Raw genomic sequence first — 17,292 nt, 5'->3', positions numbered from 1 at the left:
TTTCTAGGCCGCCAGATCCGCGACCACGGCGTCCAGCACGGGAAAGCCCTGCATCGTCACGCGCACGCGGCCGTCCGGATCGACGACGATCGCGCCTTCGTCACGCAGGATTTCGATGCGTCTCGGATCGAGCGAACGTCCGGACAGCGCTTTGTAGCGCGCAGGATCGATGCCTTCCGCAAGACGAAGCCCCATCAGCAGGTACTCGTCGGCGCGTTCTTCACTGTTGAGCAGTTCGTCGCTGATCACGCCGTGGCCCTGCGCCTCGACGCGCATCAGCCAGGTCTCGGGACGTTTCTCGGTGGCGATGGCGTGGCGGATGCCGTCGATGTCGAGACGGCCATGCGCGCCCGGACCGATGCCGGCATAGTCCTGTCCGCGCCAGTAAACCAGATTGTGCTTGCACTCCGCGCCCGGCCGCGCGTGATTGGAAATCTCGTAGGACGGCAGGCCGAGCTTCGCGCAAACGTCCTGAGTCACGTCGTACAGCGCGCGCGCGACGTCCTCGTCGGGAATCTTGAGCTTGCCCGCGGCGTGAAGGCCGAAGAACGGCGTCTCCGGTTCGATGGTGAGCTGGTACAATGACAGATGCTCGGCGGCTTCCGCGACTGCGAGCTTCAGTTCGTCTTCCCACATTTTCGGCGTCTGGTCGGGCCGTGCGTAGATCAGGTCGAACGAGTAGCGATCGAACGCCGAGCGCGCGATGGCCACCGCATCAAGCGCCTCGCGCGCGGTGTGCAAACGTCCCAGCGCTTTCAGCGACGCATCGTCCAGCGCCTGCACGCCGAGCGACACGCGATTGACGCCGGCGGTGCGATAACCCTTGAAACGTGTCGCCTCGACGCTGGTCGGATTGGCTTCCAGCGTCACTTCGACATCGCTTGCAACAGACCAGTGCTTGGCGATGGCGTTGAGAATGGCGCCGACGGTTTGCGGCTGCATGAGCGACGGCGTGCCGCCGCCGAGGAAGATCGATGTGACTTCGCGGCCGGGCGTGCGCGCGGCGGTGGTCTCGATCTCGCGCTCGAAGGCGCGCGCGAAACGAAACTCGTCGATCGGCGCGTGACGCACATGGCTGTTGAAGTCGCAGTACGGGCACTTCGACAGGCAAAACGGCCAGTGCACGTAAACGCCGAAGGCTGGCTGTGCGTCAGCTTTTGCCAAGGCACATCTCCGCGAGTTTCACGAACGCCTTCGCGCGATGGGACAGCCCCATGCCGTGCGGCGGCAAACCATGTTTCTCGATGCTGGTCATTTCGCCGAAGGTTCGCGCATGACCGTCCGGCAGGAAAGCCGGATCGTAACCGAATCCCGCGGTGCCGCGCGGCGGCCACACCAGCGTGCCGTCGACGCGGGCCTCGACCTCTTCCAGATGTCCGTCGGGCCAGGCGACGCACAGCGCCGAGACGAAATGTGCATTTCGTTGCGTGGGCTCTTTTGCGCCGCGCTCCTGCAACAGGCGTTCGATCTGAGACATGGCTGCGAGAAAATTCTTGTCTTCGCCGGCCCAGCGCGCCGAATAGATTCCGGGCTGGCCGTCGAGCGCATCGACCGCCAGACCTGAGTCGTCGGCGAATGCAGGAAGTTTTGTGGCGTTCGCGGCCGCTACCGCCTTGATGCGGGCATTGGCCTGAAAGGTCGTGCCGGTTTCATCCGGTTCGGCCAAGCCGAGTTCCGCCGCCGACACCGCTTCAACCCCGTAAGGCGCAAGCAGTTCGCGCATCTCGGCGAGCTTGCCGGGATTGTGGGTCGCGATCACAAGGCGGCCGCTGATTCGGCGATGATCACTCATGCGCAATGGTTATCCGGGAGGAGAACGGTGGGAAGCGGGAAATTACGCCGCCGCCATTTTTTGCAGGTCTACCAGCCGGGCAATGCCCTTCTTGGCGAGCGCCATCAGCGCAAGGAACTCGTCCTGCGAGAACGGCGTTTTTTCGGCGGTGCCCTGCACTTCGATGATGCGGCCGTCGCCGGTCATGACGAAATTCGCATCGGTCTCGGCTTCTGAGTCTTCCGCGTAGTCGAGATCGAGCACCGGCGTGCCGTTGTAGATTCCGCACGAGATCGCGGCAACGTTGTCGCGCAGCACATTGTCGTTCTTCAGCATGTTGCGTGCCTTCATCCACGACAGGCAATCCGCCAGCGCGACCCATGCGCCGGTGATCGACGCCGTGCGTGTGCCGCCGTCGGCCTGGATGACGTCGCAGTCCACGGTGATCTGGCGTTCGCCCAGCGCCACGAGATCGACGGTGGTGCGCAGCGATCGCCCGATCAGGCGCTGAATCTCGACGGTGCGGCCGCTTTGTTTTCCGGCGGCGGATTCGCGGCGCATGCGTTCATGGGTGGCGCGGGGCAGCATGCCGTATTCGGCGGTGACCCAGCCGCGGCCCTGACCCTTAAGCCACGGCGGCAGCCGGTCTTCCAGGGTGGCGGTCACCAGCACATGGGTGTCGCCGAATTTCACCATGCAGGAACCTTCGGCGTATTTGACCACGCCGCGTTCGAGCGTGACGGGGCGCAGTTCGTCGGGCGCGCGACGGCTTGGCCGCATGAAAAACCTCCTGAAATTCGGGAAACCTTGATTTGGCGCTGCTTTTAGGGGGTCGGGACCGCAGCGGCAAGGGAAGATAACGGGCCGGAGAGCATGTCGGAGAATGACGCTTGTCATGTTGCCCCGCGATGGACAATTGTAGCGAGAACAACCCGTTTGGAGCCCGAATTGGCCCACCACGACCCGATCAGCCACCTGATTACACCGAACGCCGGGCTGGCCCAGCTCAATGAGCGCTCCCGGGATATCTTTCGTCAAATCGTCGAGAGTTATCTTGCGACCGGCGAGCCGGTCGGATCGCGCAACATCTCGCGTCTGATTACGGTTCCGCTGTCGCCCGCGTCGGTGCGCAACGTGATGTCGGATCTTGAGCAACTCGGATTGATCTATGCGCCGCATACATCCGCCGGGCGGCTGCCGACCGAACTGGGATTGCGCTTCTTCGTCGATGCGTTGATGCAGGTCGGCGATCTGACCGAGCCGGAACGGCAGTCGATCGAAAGCCAGCTCAAATCGGCCGGAGGGCAATCGGTCGAGGCGGCGCTGAGCGATGCCTTGACGCGATTGTCGGGGCTCACACGTGCCGCAGCCGTCGTGCTCACCGCGAAGTCGAATGTGCGGCTGAAGCATATCGAATTCGTGCGGCTGGAGCCGACGCAGGCGCTGGTGGTCCTGGTTGCCGAAGACGGACAGGTGGAAAATCGCGTGCTGCCGTTGCAGCCGGGCGTGCCGACATCGGCGCTGACCGAGGCCTCCAATTTTCTCAACGCGCGGATTCGCGGACGTACGCTGGCAGAGGCTCGCATCGAACTCGAAGCGGCGCTGACCGAGAGCCGTTCCGAACTCGATCAACTGACGCAGAAGGTCATCACCGCCGGAATCGCAAGCTGGTCCGGCGGCGCCAGCGACGAGCGGCAACTTATCGTTCGCGGCCATGCCAATCTGCTGGAAGATCTTCATGCGATGGAAGATCTCGAGCGGGTGCGCCTGCTGTTCGACGATCTCGAAGCGAAGAAAGGCGTGATCGACCTGCTCGGCCGCGCCGAGCGCGCCGATGGCGTGCGCATCTTCATCGGCTCCGAGAACAAGCTGTTCTCGCTGTCCGGTTCCTCCACCATCATCGCGCCCTATCGCGACGGCGCCGGACACATTGTCGGCGTACTGGGCGTGATCGGCCCGACCCGGCTGAACTACGCGCGGGTCATTCCGATGGTCGATTACGCGGCCCGGATTGTCAGCCGTCTGATCGGTCAATAATCCAAAGCGCTTGATTTTCCGCGCCTAAACCACGATATGCGGGGTTAACAATCCCGCATTCACGACGACGATTTTCTGAAAAGGTGAGTTATGGCGAATTCCAATGGGCAGAAGGAGCCGCAGGGCACGTCCGCGCCGGACACGGCGAATGCCGCAGCGGACAAGGAACCTGTGGTCTCAAAGCCGTACGTGATGCCCGACGACCCCGAAGAGGGCTCGGTTGAGGCGCTCACGAAGGAAGTCGCGGACGCCAAGGACCGGACGTTGCGGACGCTCGCCGAGATGGAAAATCTGCGCAAGCGGACCCAGCGCGAAGTCGCGGACGCGCGGACCTACGGCATCACGTCCTTTGCGCGCGATGTGCTCGACATCGCGGACAACCTGCAGCGCGCGCTCGATGCCGTTCCGATGGAAGCACGCGAAGCCGCCGATCCCGGGTTGAAGGCGCTGATCGAGGGTGTCGAACTGACGGAGCGGTCGTTGCACAAGACGCTGGAGAAAAACGGCGTGCAGAAGCTCGATCCGCTCGGCGAGAAATTCGATCCGAATTTCCATCAGGCGATGTACGAAGTGCCGGATTCCTCGGTGCCGTCGGGCACCGTCGTGCAGGTCGTGCAGGGCGGTTACACGATCGGCGAGCGTGTGCTGCGGCCGGCGCTGGTGGCGGTGGCCAAGGGCGGCGCGAAGGCTGCACCGGCAGCCGCGCAGGAATGATTCCTAGCGCGCGTTGATGCCGTCACGAACCGCGCGGAATCGCGGAAAGGCTTTCGGCCATTCCTCGCGCGTCGCGCTTGCGATGATTCGCAGCGACGACCCGCCGCCGAATCTCAGCCACTGGACCACCGTGACTGGCGTGTCGTCCTTGCCGGCGACGGCATCGATCCGCGTCTCATAGCCGGGCGTGCCTTCAATCCGCATCGGTTCGTTCGCCGTGATGCGCGCATTGCGCAGTCCGGGAATGGTCGCCGCGGCCTGCTGCGCGAAGCGCCCGCGATCGTCCGGTTTTTCAGGACCGCCGCCAACCATGCCGATCACCATGTAGGGCGCGCCGTCGAGCGTGGTGTCTTCGGTGCCGTCCGTCAGCAGGATCGATGAGCGCGGCGCCAGCGTGCGCACCGTCTTGAACTCGCTGAGTTCGCCGATCTTGAAAGGCATCAGGCCGAGCTGTTCCTCGACGGGGACTTCCTTGCGCAGCGTCGTTGACGCCAGCATCTTGCGCACGGCCTCGTCGGACAGCGGCTTGGCGGCATCGTCGCGCACCTGAACAATGGCGTAGCCGGTGAACTTGTCGCCGCCCGACACGATCAGCGAATACATCCGGATCGCCGTGCTTCCATCCTTGCCGGTATCGGAGGTGATGTAAGCCTTGCCCCCCGCGGCTTCGAAGGCTTCGGGCTTGGAACCTTGCCCGGTGGATTTGCCCTCGCTCACCGCGGTTTCGACCGTGGTGAACGCGGCGGCCGGAATTTCTGCGATGCCGACCTTGATCTTCTGGTCGGCGGATTCGAATCCCAGAAACTCCTTGGCGACGGCGAGACCTTCGGCCGGCACCAGTCCGACGCGCGCACCGGGCGGGAACACGGGCTCGGCTCCAAGGGCGGGTTGGCCCGCGGAGACAAGGGCGGCAAAGGCGAGAACGCGTGCGATCGTTTTCATGAAACCTGACTGATGTCGTATTGAGGCCGTTCGATGGTCGGAATCGCGCCAGACCAGAGGCTCCGGATCACGGCCCGGTATTCTCTGATCTGTATTTCGGATCTGGCTTCGGTCCACCGCTCCGGGCCGGTTCGGGGTGAGGTCGCGAGGCGCCAACTGTTTCCGTGCCGGACCAACAGATCAAGGCCCGATTCGTTGCAAATTGGCGCATTGGCCGCCGTCCGCGCGCCCCGGCGGGCTCGGTTTTGCGCTCGTGAAAATTCATTTTCCTGCCTGTTTACAAGGGCCGGTCCTTGCGGGGCCATGCCCCCCTCCTATATGAGGCGGAGCGTCGCGACGTCGCGAATATTTGATATTGGGGGTTTGGATTGGTGCGCCTGATGGGCCCAGCCAACCTGCCGCAAAAAGAAGGATATGAGGACCATGGGAAAGGTCATTGGGATCGATCTCGGCACCACCAATTCGTGCGTTGCCGTAATGGATGGCAAAACGCCGAAAGTTATCGAGAATGCCGAGGGCATGAGGACGACCCCGTCCATCGTCGCCTTCACTGACGACGGCGAGCGCCTCGTCGGTCAGCCCGCCAAGCGCCAGGCTGTCACCAATCCTGAAAAGACCATCTTCGCCGTCAAGCGCCTCATCGGCCGCCGTTACGACGATCCGACGGTCGAAAAGGACAAGAAGCTCGTCCCCTACAAAATCGTGAAGGCCGGTAACGGCGACGCCTGGGTCGAGGCCGATGGCCAGACCTACTCGCCGTCGCAGGTCTCCGCGTTCATTCTGCAGAAGATGAAAGAGACCGCCGAAGCCCATCTCGGCCAGAAGGTCGATCAGGCGGTCATCACCGTTCCTGCCTATTTCAACGACGCCCAGCGTCAGGCCACCAAGGACGCCGGCAAGATCGCCGGCCTTGAAGTGCTGCGCATCATCAACGAGCCGACGGCGGCTGCGCTCGCCTACGGCCTCGACAAGACCAAGCAGGGCACCATCGCGGTTTACGATCTCGGCGGCGGCACGTTCGACGTGTCGATCCTGGAGATCGGCGACGGCGTGTTCGAGGTGAAATCCACCAACGGCGACACCTTCCTCGGCGGTGAAGATTTCGACATGCGTCTGGTCGGCTATCTCGCTGACGAATTCCAGAAGGAGCAGGGCATCAACCTGCGCAACGACAAGCTCGCCTTGCAGCGCCTGAAAGAGGCCGCTGAAAAGGCGAAGATCGAACTGTCGTCGACGACCCAGACCGAAATCAACCTGCCGTTCATCACGGCGGATGCCTCCGGTCCGAAGCATCTGACCATGAAGCTGACCCGCGCGAAGTTTGAAGCGCTGGTCGATGATCTGATTCAGAAAACCGTCGAGCCTTGCCGCAAGGCGTTGAAGGACGCTGGTCTTTCGGCTGCCGAGATCAACGAGGTTGTTCTGGTCGGCGGCATGTCGCGCATGCCGAAGGTGCAGGAAATCGTGAAGCAGCTGTTCGGCAAGGAGCCGCACAAGGGCGTCAACCCGGACGAGGTCGTCGCCATCGGTGCTGCGATTCAGGCCGGCGTGCTGCAGGGCGACGTCAAGGACGTGCTGCTGCTCGACGTGACGCCGCTGTCGCTCGGCATCGAGACGCTGGGCGGTGTCTTCACCCGCATCATCGAGCGTAACACCACGATCCCGACCAAGAAGAGCCAGGTGTTCTCGACCGCCGAGGACAATCAGGGCGCGGTGACCATTCGCGTGTTCCAGGGTGAACGCGAGATGGCGGCCGACAACAAGATTCTCGGTCAGTTCGACCTGATGGGAATTCCGCCGGCGCCGCGCGGCATGCCGCAGATCGAGGTCACGTTCGACATCGACGCCAACGGCATCGTCAATGTGTCGGCGAAGGACAAGGCGACCAACAAGGAACAGCAGATTCGCATTCAGGCGTCCGGTGGACTGTCTGACAGCGACATCGAGAAGATGGTCAAGGACGCCGAGGCCAACGCGGCCGAGGACAAGAAGCGCCGCGAGGCGGTCGACGCCAAGAACCATGCCGACGCGCTGGTGCATTCCACCGAGAAGGCGCTGGCCGAGCATGGCGACAAGGTGGGCGAGCCAGAGCGCAAGGCGATCGAAGATGCGCTCGCCGATCTGAAGGAAGCGCTGAAGGGCGACGATGCCGAAGGCATCAAGACCAAATCGAATACGCTGGCGCAGGCTTCCATGAAGCTCGGCGAGGCGATGTACACGCAGCAGGCCGAGGCCGACGCCAAGAAGGACGCTGCGAAGGACGATGTCGTCGACGCCGAGTTCACGGAAGTCGACGACGACAAGACCAACAAGAAGTCCGCGTAACCCGCTCATGATCAGCCTCCCCCTCAAGGGGAGGCTTTTCACGGTGAACCGAACCGCTTACAGATCCAGACTCGCATGACCCAGATTAGCAATGTCTAAGACCTGCTATTACGAGACACTGGAAGTCGAACGCTCCATCGACGAAGCCGGACTGAAGTCGGCCTTCCGCAAGCTCGCGATGAAATGGCACCCGGACAAGAATCCGGGCGATCCAGCCTGCGAGCACAAGTTCAAGGAAATCTCCGAGGCCTACGAGATCCTCAAGGACGGCAACAAGCGCGCCGCCTACGACCGCTATGGCCATGCCGCGTTCGAGCAGGGCAATGGCGGCGGTCATGGCGCCGGGTTTGGCGCGGGCTTTGCGTCGTCATTCTCCGATATTTTTGAAGACCTGTTCGGCATGGCCGGACAGCGCGGCGGCCGTGGCGGCCGCGAGCGCGGCGCGGACCTGCGCTACAATATGGAAATCACGCTGGAGGAAGCGTTCTCCGGCAAGACCGCACAGATCGACATTCCGGTCGCGGTGACCTGCGAACCGTGTTCGGGCACCGGGGCCAAGGCCGGCACCAAGCCGAAGATCTGCTCGATGTGCGGCGGCGCAGGCCGCGTGCGTCAGGCGCAGGGTTTCTTCACGCTGGAGCGCACCTGCCCGGGCTGTCAGGGCCGCGGCCAGATGATCGAAACGCCGTGCGCATCGTGTTCGGGCTCGGGGCGCGTCACCAAGGATCGCTCGCTGTCGGTCAACATTCCGGCGGGCGTCGAGGACGGCACGCGTATTCGTCTCGCCAGCGAAGGCGAGGCGGGCGTGCAGGGCGGTCCTGCGGGCGATCTCTACATTTTCCTGTCGCTGGCCTCGCACAAGTTCTTCCAGCGCGACGGTGCGGATCTGCACTGCCGCGTACCGGTGTCGATGGTGACGGCGGCGATGGGCGGCGAGTTCGAGGTTCCGACCATCGACAGCGGCAAGACCAGGGTGAAGGTGCCCTCGGGCACCCAGTCCGGCCGCCGCTTCCGCGTCGCCGGAAAGGGAATGCCTGTGCTGCGTTCCCGGCAGATGGGCGATATGTATGTGCAGGTTGTGGTCGAAACCCCGCAGAATCTGACCAAAAAGCAGAAAGAACTGCTTGCCGAGTTCGAGAAACTGTCGTCCGGGGAAACCCAGCCTGAAGCCGCCGGTTTCTTCAAGATGGTCAAGGACTTCTTCGGGACCCGCGCCAATACGCCATAAGCGCTCCTTCTTGACGCTTTTTGCTTGCGCTTGTATCCATTTGTGAAGGAAATTTGACGCCCCGCCCGGCCCCGGGCTCCGTTGGAAGTGACATGGCCCCCCAGCCCTCCGTGCGTGCGTTGAAGAAACCGCTTCGTCTCGATGACGAAGTTCGTTTTCTCCGCTCATGGATTGAAAAGCCGCTTCGCATGGGCGCGGTGATGCCCTCCAGCAAGGTGCTGGCCCGCGCGGTTGCCCGATACGTCGATATTCATTCCGATGGACCTGTCATCGAACTTGGCCCCGGCACCGGCGCGATTACCGATGCGCTGATCGCGCACGGCGTGGCCGAGAAGCGCCTGCTGCTGGTGGAATTCGATCCGGGGTTTTGCGCGCTGCTGAGCGAGCGCTACCCGCAGGCGACCGTGATTCAGGGCGACGCCTACAATCTCGACCAGACGCTATCTGAATTGAAAGAGCCCGCCGCTGCGATGGTGTCGGGCCTGCCGCTTGTCACCAAGCCGATGATGATCCGCATGAAGCTGATGCGCGATGCGTTCCTGAAAATGGAAGCCGGCGCGCCTTTCATCCAGTTCACCTATTCGGTGGCGCCGCCGATCCCGAAATCGCTGCCTGGTATTCAGACCCAGGCTTCCGAGCGGATCTGGATGAATCTGCCCCCGGCCCGTGTCTGGGTCTATCGCAAGGGCTAACAGGCGCTGTGCGCCGACCTCTCCACGACGGAGGGGTGGAGGAAGACGGTGAACCGGCTTTCCCTGCGCCGGAAAACGTTTTAGTCCTGACATCATGGCCGCGCTGAAAATTCTCGTCATTCCGGGCTCGCTGCGCACCGGCTCGTTCAATGCGCGGCTCGCCGCCGTGGTGGTCAGGGAATTGGCGCTGCTCGATGTCGAGGTGACGCTGATCTCGCTCGCCGACTATCCGCTGCCGATCTATGATGGCGACCTCGAGGCGAAGTCAGGCGTGCCGGCCAACGCGGTCAATCTCAAGCGCATGATCGGCGCGCATCACGGCGTGTTCATTGTCAGCCCCGAATACAATTCATCGGTGCCTCCGCTTCTGAAGAACGCCATCGACTGGACGACGCGGGTGCGCGATCGCGGCGAGACGTTCGGTCAGGTGTTTCGCGAGCGCGCCTTTGCGATCGGCGCCGCATCCGACGGAAAATTCGGCGGCCTTCGTGTTCTGATGGCGCTGCGCCAGATTCTGGCGCTGGGCTGCGGCGCGACGGTGATCCCGAAACAGATGGCGCTGTCCTTCGCCGGTCACGCGTTCGACGACATGGATCGCCTCAAGGAACCCGGCGACGCCGAACAGTTGCGCGGAACACTGCGCCAGCTGATCGATGTCGCCCAACAGATGATGTGAGGCCGCATGATGCAAGCACACACGATTGACGCCCGCGACCGGCTGATCCTCGCGCTCGATCTCTCCAGCGTCGAGGCCGCCGAGGCGCTGATCACGCGGCTCGGAGACAGCGTGACCTTCTACAAAGTGGGCTATCAGCTCGCCTATGCCGGAGGTCTTTCACTGGTTCCGAAACTCGCGGATCGCGGCAAGAAGGTTTTCGTCGATCTCAAGCTGCACGACATCGGCAACACGGTCGGGAAGGGCGTCGAGAACATCGCGAAGCTCGGTGCGACGTTCCTCACGGTCCATGCCTATCCGCAGACCATGAAGGCGGCGGTCGAGGCGCGCGGATCGTCGCTGAAGATACTCGCGGTGACGGTGCTGACCTCCTACGACGACGACGATCTGCACGCGACGGGATCGCGGTTCGGCGTGTCCGAGCTTGTAAAGGCGCGGGCGTTGCAGGCGCAGGCGCTCGGCATCGACGGGCTGGTGTGTTCCGGCGAGGAGGCGGCCACCGTGCGCGGTATCGTCGGCCCGCAGATGGCGCTGGTGACGCCGGGAATTCGCCCCGCCGGCAGCGCCGTGGGCGACCAGAAGCGCATCATGACGCCGGGTCGCGCCATTGCCGCAGGCGCGGATTATCTGGTGGTCGGGCGGCCCATCGTGGAAGCGTCCGATCCAAAAGCGGCGGCGGATGCCATCGCCGCGGAAATTGCTCAGGCGGCCGGCTGAACCGAACAAGGCTCAATCAGAACAAGGGAGACAACAATGGCCAAGGGTTACTGGATCGCGCGCATCGATGTGCATGACCTCGACGGCTACAAGCGGGATTACGTCGCTCACAACGGCGCGGTGTTCAAGAAATACGGCGCGAAGTTTCTGGTGCGCGGCGGCACCCACGAAGCGCATGAAGGCCCGGCCCGTTCGCGCAATGTCGTGCTCGAATTCAAGGACTACGCGACCGCGCTGGCCTGCTACAAATCGCCGGAATATGCGGATCTTGTGAAGGCTCGGGCGCCGCATTCCAGCGGCGAGATCGTCATCATCGAGGGCTATGACGGCGAGCAGCCTTGAAAGTTATTTTCCCATCCCGTTTTCCGGAACGATCAGCGGCACGAACCCGAACACGTTGGGACTGTCGGGATCGACGATCACGCGGACCGCGTGAACCAGTGTGTCGCCATAGACCATCAGCTTGTTGACGCCGGGAATCGGCCTGCCCTTGCTGTTGCGCAGTGGCGCGATGGAAAAATAATGCTCGTCGCCGTGGATCAGCAGCACCGGCTTTCCGAAAGCCTTCGCGCCGGCTTCGATGGCGTCGAGCGTGTTGGTAAAGCCGGACTGGCGCGGCATCGCGCCGTTCGGAAACCGCGCCTCGTTGAATTCCGCCTGCACGAACATCACCACGGCCTTGGCGTTGTCCGCCTTGGCCTTGGCGAAGCTCGCCTCGATCCATGCGACGTTGGCCTTGTCGCGGGCGAAAAACTCTTTCACGCCCTCGAGGTCCTGCGCCTCGAAGCCGTTGTTGGAGCCCGGCACATGCGCAGTCAGGAACATCACGCCATTCTTGGCGAAACGCGTGTTCTCCACATAGGTTGAAAATTCCGGCATTACCGATGCCTGGCTTTCAACGTCGAGCGGCGTCTTGCCGAGCGATTTTCCCGGCGTGGCGAAAAACATCTCGCGCAGCTTGGCCAGCCGCTCGCGCGGATTGAAGCTTCCGGCAGCCTTGCGGTGGCAGTCGATCCATTCGTTGTCGCCGATGGTGTAGACCAGCGCGCCCTCGAAGGTCTGGATCTGGTCGTAGGATTTTTTCAGCACGTCGTCGCTGCACGGAAGCGCGCCGGATTTGATGTCGCCCACATGCAGGGTGAAGGCGGGCTTCAGCGCATTGACCGCCGCGATCAGCCGGTCGAACTTCGCGTAATCGTCGGGAAGATTGTAGGGCATGTCGCCGAGCGCCACGAACGAGAAGGCGTTGTCACCGCCGATGCGCTCAGCGGCACCAGCGGATGGGAGCAAAGCGGTCATCGCGAGCATCGCGGCGGATGCGGCAAACAGCAGGCGCATGGAGGTTGTTCCTCGGTCAGTCTGACATGGAGCGTTAGGATGTCCGCATGACGCTTGCGTGACCTCATGGTTGCCGCCGCGCCCCGGCGCCGCTATACCGCAAGAACAGGTTTTAAAACGGGTTTTGAGGGCTGGAAATGGCCGATATGCGCCTGATCGTTGCCGGAGCCGGAGGCCGCATGGGCCGAACGCTGATCCGCGCCATCGACGAGACCCCGGGTGCGGTGCTGGCCGGCGCGCTGGAAGCGCCGGGCTCCGAGCTGCTGGGTCAGGACTCAGGCGTGCTGGCGGGGCTCCCCGCCAACGGCGTCGAACTGTCCTGCGATCTCTGGTCGCTGTCGAAGAACGCCGACGGCATCCTGGATTTCACCGTGCCGGCCGCCACCATCGCCAATGTCGCCATCGCCGCCCAGCGCGGTCTGGTCCATGTCATCGGCACCACGGGGCTGTCGTCATCCGACAACGCCGTGATCCGCAGCGTGACGTCGCAGGCCATCGTGGTCCAGTCCGGCAACATGAGTCTCGGCGTCAATCTGCTGGCGGCGCTGGTCAAGCAGGTCGCGAAGTCGCTGGATGAGGATTTCGACATCGAAATTCTCGAAATGCACCACAAGGCGAAAATCGACGCGCCGTCGGGCACGGCCTATCTGCTGGGGCAGGCGGCGGCGGACGGCCGCGGCATCAATCTCGAACAGCACTCGGTGCGCGCGCGTGATGGCCATACCGGCGCGCGCAACGCGGGCGACATCGGATTCGCGACGCTGCGCGGCGGCACCGCGACCGGCGACCACACGGTGATCTTTGCCGGTCCTTACGAGCGCATCGAGCTTGCGCACAAGTCGGAGGACCGGATGATCTTCGCGCGCGGCGCGCTCAAGGCGGCGATGTGGGCGCAGGGCAAGAAGCCCGGCTTCTACACCATGGCCGACGTGCTCGGCATCGGCGCCTTTTGAACCCATTGTCAAAATCGGAATTGAAAGAATGAGCGACCGTCTTCTCGTGCTTGTGCGTCATGGCCAGAGCGAATGGAATCTGAAAAATCTGTTCACCGGCTGGAAAGATCCCGACCTCACTGAACTCGGCGTCAAGGAAGCCGTCGCCGCCGGGCGCAAGCTGAAGGATGAAGGACTGACCTTCGACGTGGCGTTCACGTCGGTGCTGACGCGCGCGCAGCGCACGCTCGACCTCGCACTCAAGGAAATGGGCCAGACCGGAATTCCGGTTACAAGGAATCTCGCGTTGAACGAACGCGACTACGGTGATCTGTCCGGGCTGAACAAGGATGATGCGCGCGCCAAGTGGGGCGAGGAGCAGGTGCTGGTGTGGCGACGTTCCTATGACGTGCCGCCGCCCGGCGGCGAAAGCCTGAAAGACACGCTGGCGCGCACGCTGCCTTACTACGTGCAGGAAATCCTGCCGGCCGTGCTGCGTGGTGAACGCACGCTGGTGGCGGCGCATGGTAATTCGCTGCGTGCACTGATCATGGTGCTGGAAAAGCTGACGCCGGAGCAGATCCTGAAACGCGAGCTCGGCACCGGCGCGCCGGTGGTCTATCGCTTGAACGCCGATGCCACGGTGGCGTCGGTGAAGGACCTGGCGTAACGAACTAGGCGACGAGTCCCGCCGCCTGTCCGCTTTCCCATCCGAGCATCGCGCGTTTGCGCGTGATGCCCCAGTGATAGCCGGTGAGCGCGCCGCTTTTGCCGATCACGCGATGGCACGGCACCACGAACGAGATCGGATTCCGGCCGACCGCGGCACCGACCGCGCGCGAGGCTTTCGGCTTTGAGATCTTGCACGCGACATCCCCATAGGTGGTGGCGCGGCCCATTGGAATCTTGAGCAGCGTCTCCCAGACCCGCACCTCGAAATCGGTGCCGATCAGCACCACGCGCAGCGGCTGGTCTTCGCGCCATTGCGAGGAATCGAAAATGCGTTTGGCGAACGGCGCGGTTTCGGCGAAGGATTCGATATAGGTCGCCAGCGGCCAGCGCCGCTGCATGTCGGCCAGTGCCGCCATCTCCTCGCCCTCGTCGGCGAACGCAAGGCCCGCAAGGCCGCGTTCGCTGGCGATCACCACGGCCATGCCGAACTGCGAGGGGTGGAAGCCATAGCGCAGCGTCATGCCCGCGCCGCCCTTTTTCCATTCGCCCGGCGACATCGCTTCATGGGTGACGAACAGATCGTGCAGCCGCCCCGGACCGGAGAGGCCGGAGTCATACGCGGCATCGAGCACGCTGGCGGAATCGCGCAGCAGCCTTTTCGCGTTGTCGAGGGTCAGCGCCTGCATGAAGTCCTTCGGCGTAAGGCCTGCCCAGCGCCGGAACAGATGATGCAGTTCGTCGGGCGTCAGATGCGCGGCATCGGCCATCGCCTCGATGGTCGGCTGCGTACGCCACTGCTCCGAGATGAATCCGATGGCGCGGCGAACGGAATCATAATCGCGCAATGCAGCGCCCTGCTTCGAGGGCTTTGCGAGTTTCAGATCGGCAGGCAAGGATTTCATGGTGGCGGTCATCATGGCGGCATCCGTTGCGTCTGTATGCATCATGACCCGGATGTAGGCCGCCTGCCGCCGCGCAACCACCCGATTTCTGCTCGCGCTCTAGCTGACCGGATTAAGCGTCGGCCCGCGTTTCGCGGCGATCAGGGCGATCTGTAACGCACTGGCAAAACTGGCTTTTTCCTCGGATCCGAGAAAGCTGCCGATCGACAGCCGCCGTCCGCGCGACACCAGATAAAGTTTCTCGATGCCGAATTCGGCATGCTCCTTGCGCTCGATCCGAACCCAGAGCGGATTGAGTGTCCACTCGACCACATGGCCGCGATGGCTGACCCGGCGCACGCGAATTTCATATGGCGTCACCACGATGTCTTCGGTCGCGGCGGCGCGGCGGAAGTTCAGCCGGAACGCCCCGTAGATGATGAGCACGTCGAGGCAGAAGAAACCGAGCACCGGCCACGCGCCCATCAGCAGAAACATCACGCCGGCGGCGAAACTGACGACGGTGATAACTCCCATCAGCGCCAGAAATCCGCCGCGGCTGAGCGAGCGGTGCGGCGTCAGGCGCGCGGAAAACAACGGTGTGTCCGCGTCATGCACAGCATCAAAGTCGTTGCGGTCGTCCATCGGGAGTTACTATACCAAAATCATGGCGAAAAAGGCGATCACGTCCCGTTCAAAACCAAAGCCGCAAGCGCGCGTCGCCAAGGCGGTCAAGCAGCCATCGAAAGCCGTTAAGTCAAAATCCAGGCAGAAATCCAGAACGAAGCCCTGGACGCAGGCGGAAGTGATCGAGGCCTTCAGCCGCTTTCGCAGCGCCAATCCCGAGCCGAAGGGTGAACTCGAACATCTCAATCCCTACACGCTGCTGGTCGCGGTGGCGCTGTCGGCGCAGGCGACCGATGTCGGCGTCAACAAGGCGACGCGGCATCTGTTTCCGGTCGCCGACACGCCGGAAAAAATGGTGGCGCTCGGCGAGGAGACGGTTCGCGATTATATCAAGACCATCGGTCTCTATCGCACCAAAGCGAAGAACGTCATCGCTCTGTCAGAGCAGTTGATCGCGCTGCACGGGAGCGAAGTGCCGCGCAGCCGCGAGGCGCTGGAGGCGTTGCCCGGCGTCGGCCGCAAGACCGCGAACGTCGTGCTTAACATCGCGTTCGGCGAGTCGACGATTGCCGTGGACACCCATCTGTTTCGTGTCGGCAATCGCACGGGCCTTGCGCCGGGGAAAAATCCGCTCGAGGTCGAACTGGGCTTGCTCAAGATCGTGCCGGCGGAATTCGCGCGCCACGCCCATCACTGGCTGATCCTGCACGGCCGCTACACCTGCGTCGCGCGCAAGCCGTTTTGCGGCAAGTGCATTATAAACGACCTGTGCAAATGGCCTGAAAAGTCGCTCTACACGGGCGCCTAGACCGGCACGCTGGATTTGCGCGCTGGCTCGATCAGTTCGGGCCGTGGGCCTGACAGCCGCTTGTGCATGTGAACCATGAACGCCATGCCGAACAGCGGCGTCGCCAGATTCACGATCGGGATCGACACGAAGGCGGCAATGAACAGCCCTGCCGTGAAGACAATCGCGCTGTTTTGCTTGCGCATCAGCTTGGCTTCTTCCGGCGTGCGGAAGCGCATGGCGGCGAGTTCGAAATACTCGCGGCCGAGCAGCCAGGCGGTGGCGATGAAGAACACGATGAAGCCAGCACCAGCGACCAGCACGAATGGCAGCGCGATCAGATAGACCAGAATCGTCAGCAGCGCCGTCTTCGAGCCTTCGGTGATCGCGCGTCCGACCGGCAGCGCGACGCCGGGACGCTCGGCGGGATAGTGTTCACGCTCGACAATGTCGGCGACGTCATCGACGAACACGCTGGCGACCAGCGATGTAATCGCAGGCATCAGGAACACAGCGCCGACCACAATGCCGAGCCCCGCGGCAATCGAGACGATCCACGCCAGAACATTGATAAGGGTATGATAGTCCGACCCGATCATGGTCTCGGCCCAGACCTCTCCCGATCCGGCGAGCCAGCTCAGTGCTCGTTGCAGCGCGACTGCTGCTGCGACGATCAGCACCAAGGCGAGGCCGACCGACTTCCACAGGATGGAGCGCATCGGCGGCGACAGGATCTGGGACAACGCCTTGAGCGCGGCGTCAAACATGGGCCTTCCTCCAAAGAATCTGGCGAGAGTTAAGTACGGGGAAGGTGTCTGGCAAGTGGCAACTGCGTCCTGGCGAGCGAAGCAAGGCGATCCATCCTTGAGCCGGCAAGAACGGGATTGCTTCGTCGCAAGTGCTTCGCGCAATGATGCGGCGCGGATTTACCCGCTTCGCTCGAGATCGGATTC

The 17,292-nt window shown here is 63.0% G+C and carries 19 protein-coding genes; 11 read left to right on the top strand and 8 right to left on the bottom strand.

Going from position 1 to position 17,292, the window contains the following annotated elements; translation table 11 throughout:
• Positions 1-3: 3 nt before the first annotated feature.
• The 3 genes from hemW to rph are packed head-to-tail and all read right to left on the bottom strand — an operon-like array spanning position 4 to position 2,551.
• Positions 4-1,164, bottom strand: a complete 1,161-nt coding sequence (gene hemW / locus AC07UB_RS10810) for a radical SAM family heme chaperone HemW (protein WP_494652933.1) — start codon at positions 1,162-1,164, stop codon at positions 4-6.
• Positions 1,151-1,792 carry an RdgB/HAM1 family non-canonical purine NTP pyrophosphatase gene (rdgB, locus tag AC07UB_RS10805; protein ID WP_494652931.1) on the bottom strand — a complete coding sequence of 214 codons (642 nt, stop codon included), beginning with the start codon at positions 1,790-1,792 and terminating at the stop codon, positions 1,151-1,153. The genes hemW and rdgB overlap by 14 nt, the downstream gene beginning before the upstream one ends.
• Positions 1,793-1,834: 42 nt before the next feature.
• Positions 1,835-2,551, bottom strand: coding sequence for a ribonuclease PH (gene rph / locus AC07UB_RS10800; RefSeq protein WP_492791463.1), 717 nt, complete (start codon positions 2,549-2,551; stop codon positions 1,835-1,837).
• A gap of 168 nt (positions 2,552-2,719) precedes the next feature.
• Here rph and hrcA point away from each other — a divergent pair, with 168 nt between their 5' ends.
• A complete protein-coding gene (gene hrcA, locus AC07UB_RS10795) occupies positions 2,720-3,808 on the top strand; it encodes a heat-inducible transcriptional repressor HrcA (RefSeq protein WP_494652929.1) in 1,089 nt (362 codons plus the stop codon).
• A gap of 90 nt (positions 3,809-3,898) precedes the next feature.
• On the top strand, positions 3,899-4,522 hold the full coding sequence (gene grpE, locus AC07UB_RS10790) for a nucleotide exchange factor GrpE (protein WP_494652927.1): 624 nt from the start codon (positions 3,899-3,901) through the stop codon (positions 4,520-4,522).
• 3 nt (positions 4,523-4,525) lie between these two features.
• Here grpE and AC07UB_RS10785 read toward each other — a convergent pair whose 3' ends face one another.
• Positions 4,526-5,464 (bottom strand): hypothetical protein, encoded by a 939-nt coding sequence (locus AC07UB_RS10785; RefSeq protein ID WP_494652925.1) that lies wholly within the window; start codon positions 5,462-5,464, stop codon positions 4,526-4,528.
• 423 nt (positions 5,465-5,887) lie between these two features.
• On the opposite strand from AC07UB_RS10785, the gene dnaK reads away from it, so the two are divergent.
• From dnaK to AC07UB_RS10755, 6 genes are all read left to right on the top strand, one after another.
• Positions 5,888-7,789: a molecular chaperone DnaK gene (gene dnaK, locus AC07UB_RS10780; RefSeq protein WP_492791467.1), complete on the top strand. Its 1,902-nt coding sequence runs from the start codon at positions 5,888-5,890 to the stop codon at positions 7,787-7,789.
• 91 nt (positions 7,790-7,880) lie between these two features.
• Entirely contained in the window at positions 7,881-9,017 is a 1,137-nt protein-coding gene (gene dnaJ, locus AC07UB_RS10775; protein ID WP_494652923.1) for a molecular chaperone DnaJ, read from the top strand.
• A gap of 92 nt (positions 9,018-9,109) precedes the next feature.
• On the top strand, positions 9,110-9,709 hold the full coding sequence (locus AC07UB_RS10770; RefSeq protein ID WP_492791469.1) for a class I SAM-dependent methyltransferase: 600 nt from the start codon (positions 9,110-9,112) through the stop codon (positions 9,707-9,709).
• A 94-nt stretch (positions 9,710-9,803) separates the two neighbouring features.
• Positions 9,804-10,385: an NADPH-dependent FMN reductase gene (locus AC07UB_RS10765; protein WP_492791470.1), complete on the top strand. Its 582-nt coding sequence runs from the start codon at positions 9,804-9,806 to the stop codon at positions 10,383-10,385.
• 6 nt (positions 10,386-10,391) lie between these two features.
• Complete coding sequence (gene pyrF / locus AC07UB_RS10760; RefSeq protein WP_494652920.1) at positions 10,392-11,102, top strand: orotidine-5'-phosphate decarboxylase; 711 nt, start codon at positions 10,392-10,394, stop codon at positions 11,100-11,102.
• A gap of 36 nt (positions 11,103-11,138) precedes the next feature.
• Positions 11,139-11,444, top strand: a complete 306-nt coding sequence (locus tag AC07UB_RS10755) for a DUF1330 domain-containing protein (RefSeq protein WP_492791472.1) — start codon at positions 11,139-11,141, stop codon at positions 11,442-11,444.
• A 3-nt stretch (positions 11,445-11,447) separates the two neighbouring features.
• Here the strand turns inward: AC07UB_RS10755 and AC07UB_RS10750 are convergent, their stop codons facing one another.
• Positions 11,448-12,440: a hypothetical protein gene (locus AC07UB_RS10750; protein WP_494652918.1), complete on the bottom strand. Its 993-nt coding sequence runs from the start codon at positions 12,438-12,440 to the stop codon at positions 11,448-11,450.
• Between the two features lie 137 nt (positions 12,441-12,577).
• Here AC07UB_RS10750 and dapB point away from each other — a divergent pair, with 137 nt between their 5' ends.
• Positions 12,578-13,393, top strand: a complete 816-nt coding sequence (dapB, locus tag AC07UB_RS10745; protein ID WP_492791474.1) for a 4-hydroxy-tetrahydrodipicolinate reductase — start codon at positions 12,578-12,580, stop codon at positions 13,391-13,393.
• A gap of 28 nt (positions 13,394-13,421) precedes the next feature.
• Positions 13,422-14,042 (top strand): 2,3-bisphosphoglycerate-dependent phosphoglycerate mutase, encoded by a 621-nt coding sequence (locus AC07UB_RS10740; RefSeq protein WP_492791475.1) that lies wholly within the window; start codon positions 13,422-13,424, stop codon positions 14,040-14,042.
• A gap of 4 nt (positions 14,043-14,046) precedes the next feature.
• Here the strand turns inward: AC07UB_RS10740 and AC07UB_RS10735 are convergent, their stop codons facing one another.
• Entirely contained in the window at positions 14,047-14,961 is a 915-nt protein-coding gene (locus tag AC07UB_RS10735; protein ID WP_492791476.1) for a methylated-DNA--[protein]-cysteine S-methyltransferase, read from the bottom strand.
• 84 nt (positions 14,962-15,045) lie between these two features.
• Complete coding sequence (locus AC07UB_RS10730) at positions 15,046-15,570, bottom strand: DUF2244 domain-containing protein (protein WP_492791477.1); 525 nt, start codon at positions 15,568-15,570, stop codon at positions 15,046-15,048.
• 22 nt (positions 15,571-15,592) lie between these two features.
• On the opposite strand from AC07UB_RS10730, the gene nth reads away from it, so the two are divergent.
• On the top strand, positions 15,593-16,360 hold the full coding sequence (gene nth, locus AC07UB_RS10725; protein WP_492791478.1) for an endonuclease III: 768 nt from the start codon (positions 15,593-15,595) through the stop codon (positions 16,358-16,360).
• On the opposite strand, the gene AC07UB_RS10720 is transcribed toward nth, so the two are convergent.
• Entirely contained in the window at positions 16,357-17,106 is a 750-nt protein-coding gene (locus AC07UB_RS10720; protein ID WP_492791479.1) for a sulfate transporter family protein, read from the bottom strand. The two genes, nth and AC07UB_RS10720, sit on opposite strands and share 4 nt — an antisense overlap.
• Positions 17,107-17,292: the final 186 nt, after the last annotated feature.

This window comes from Afipia sp. GW821-FHT04G03 (assembly GCF_059419985.1).
The sequence above is the reverse complement of the archived record's forward strand: the minus strand, read 5'-3'. Positions and strand labels throughout refer to the sequence as shown.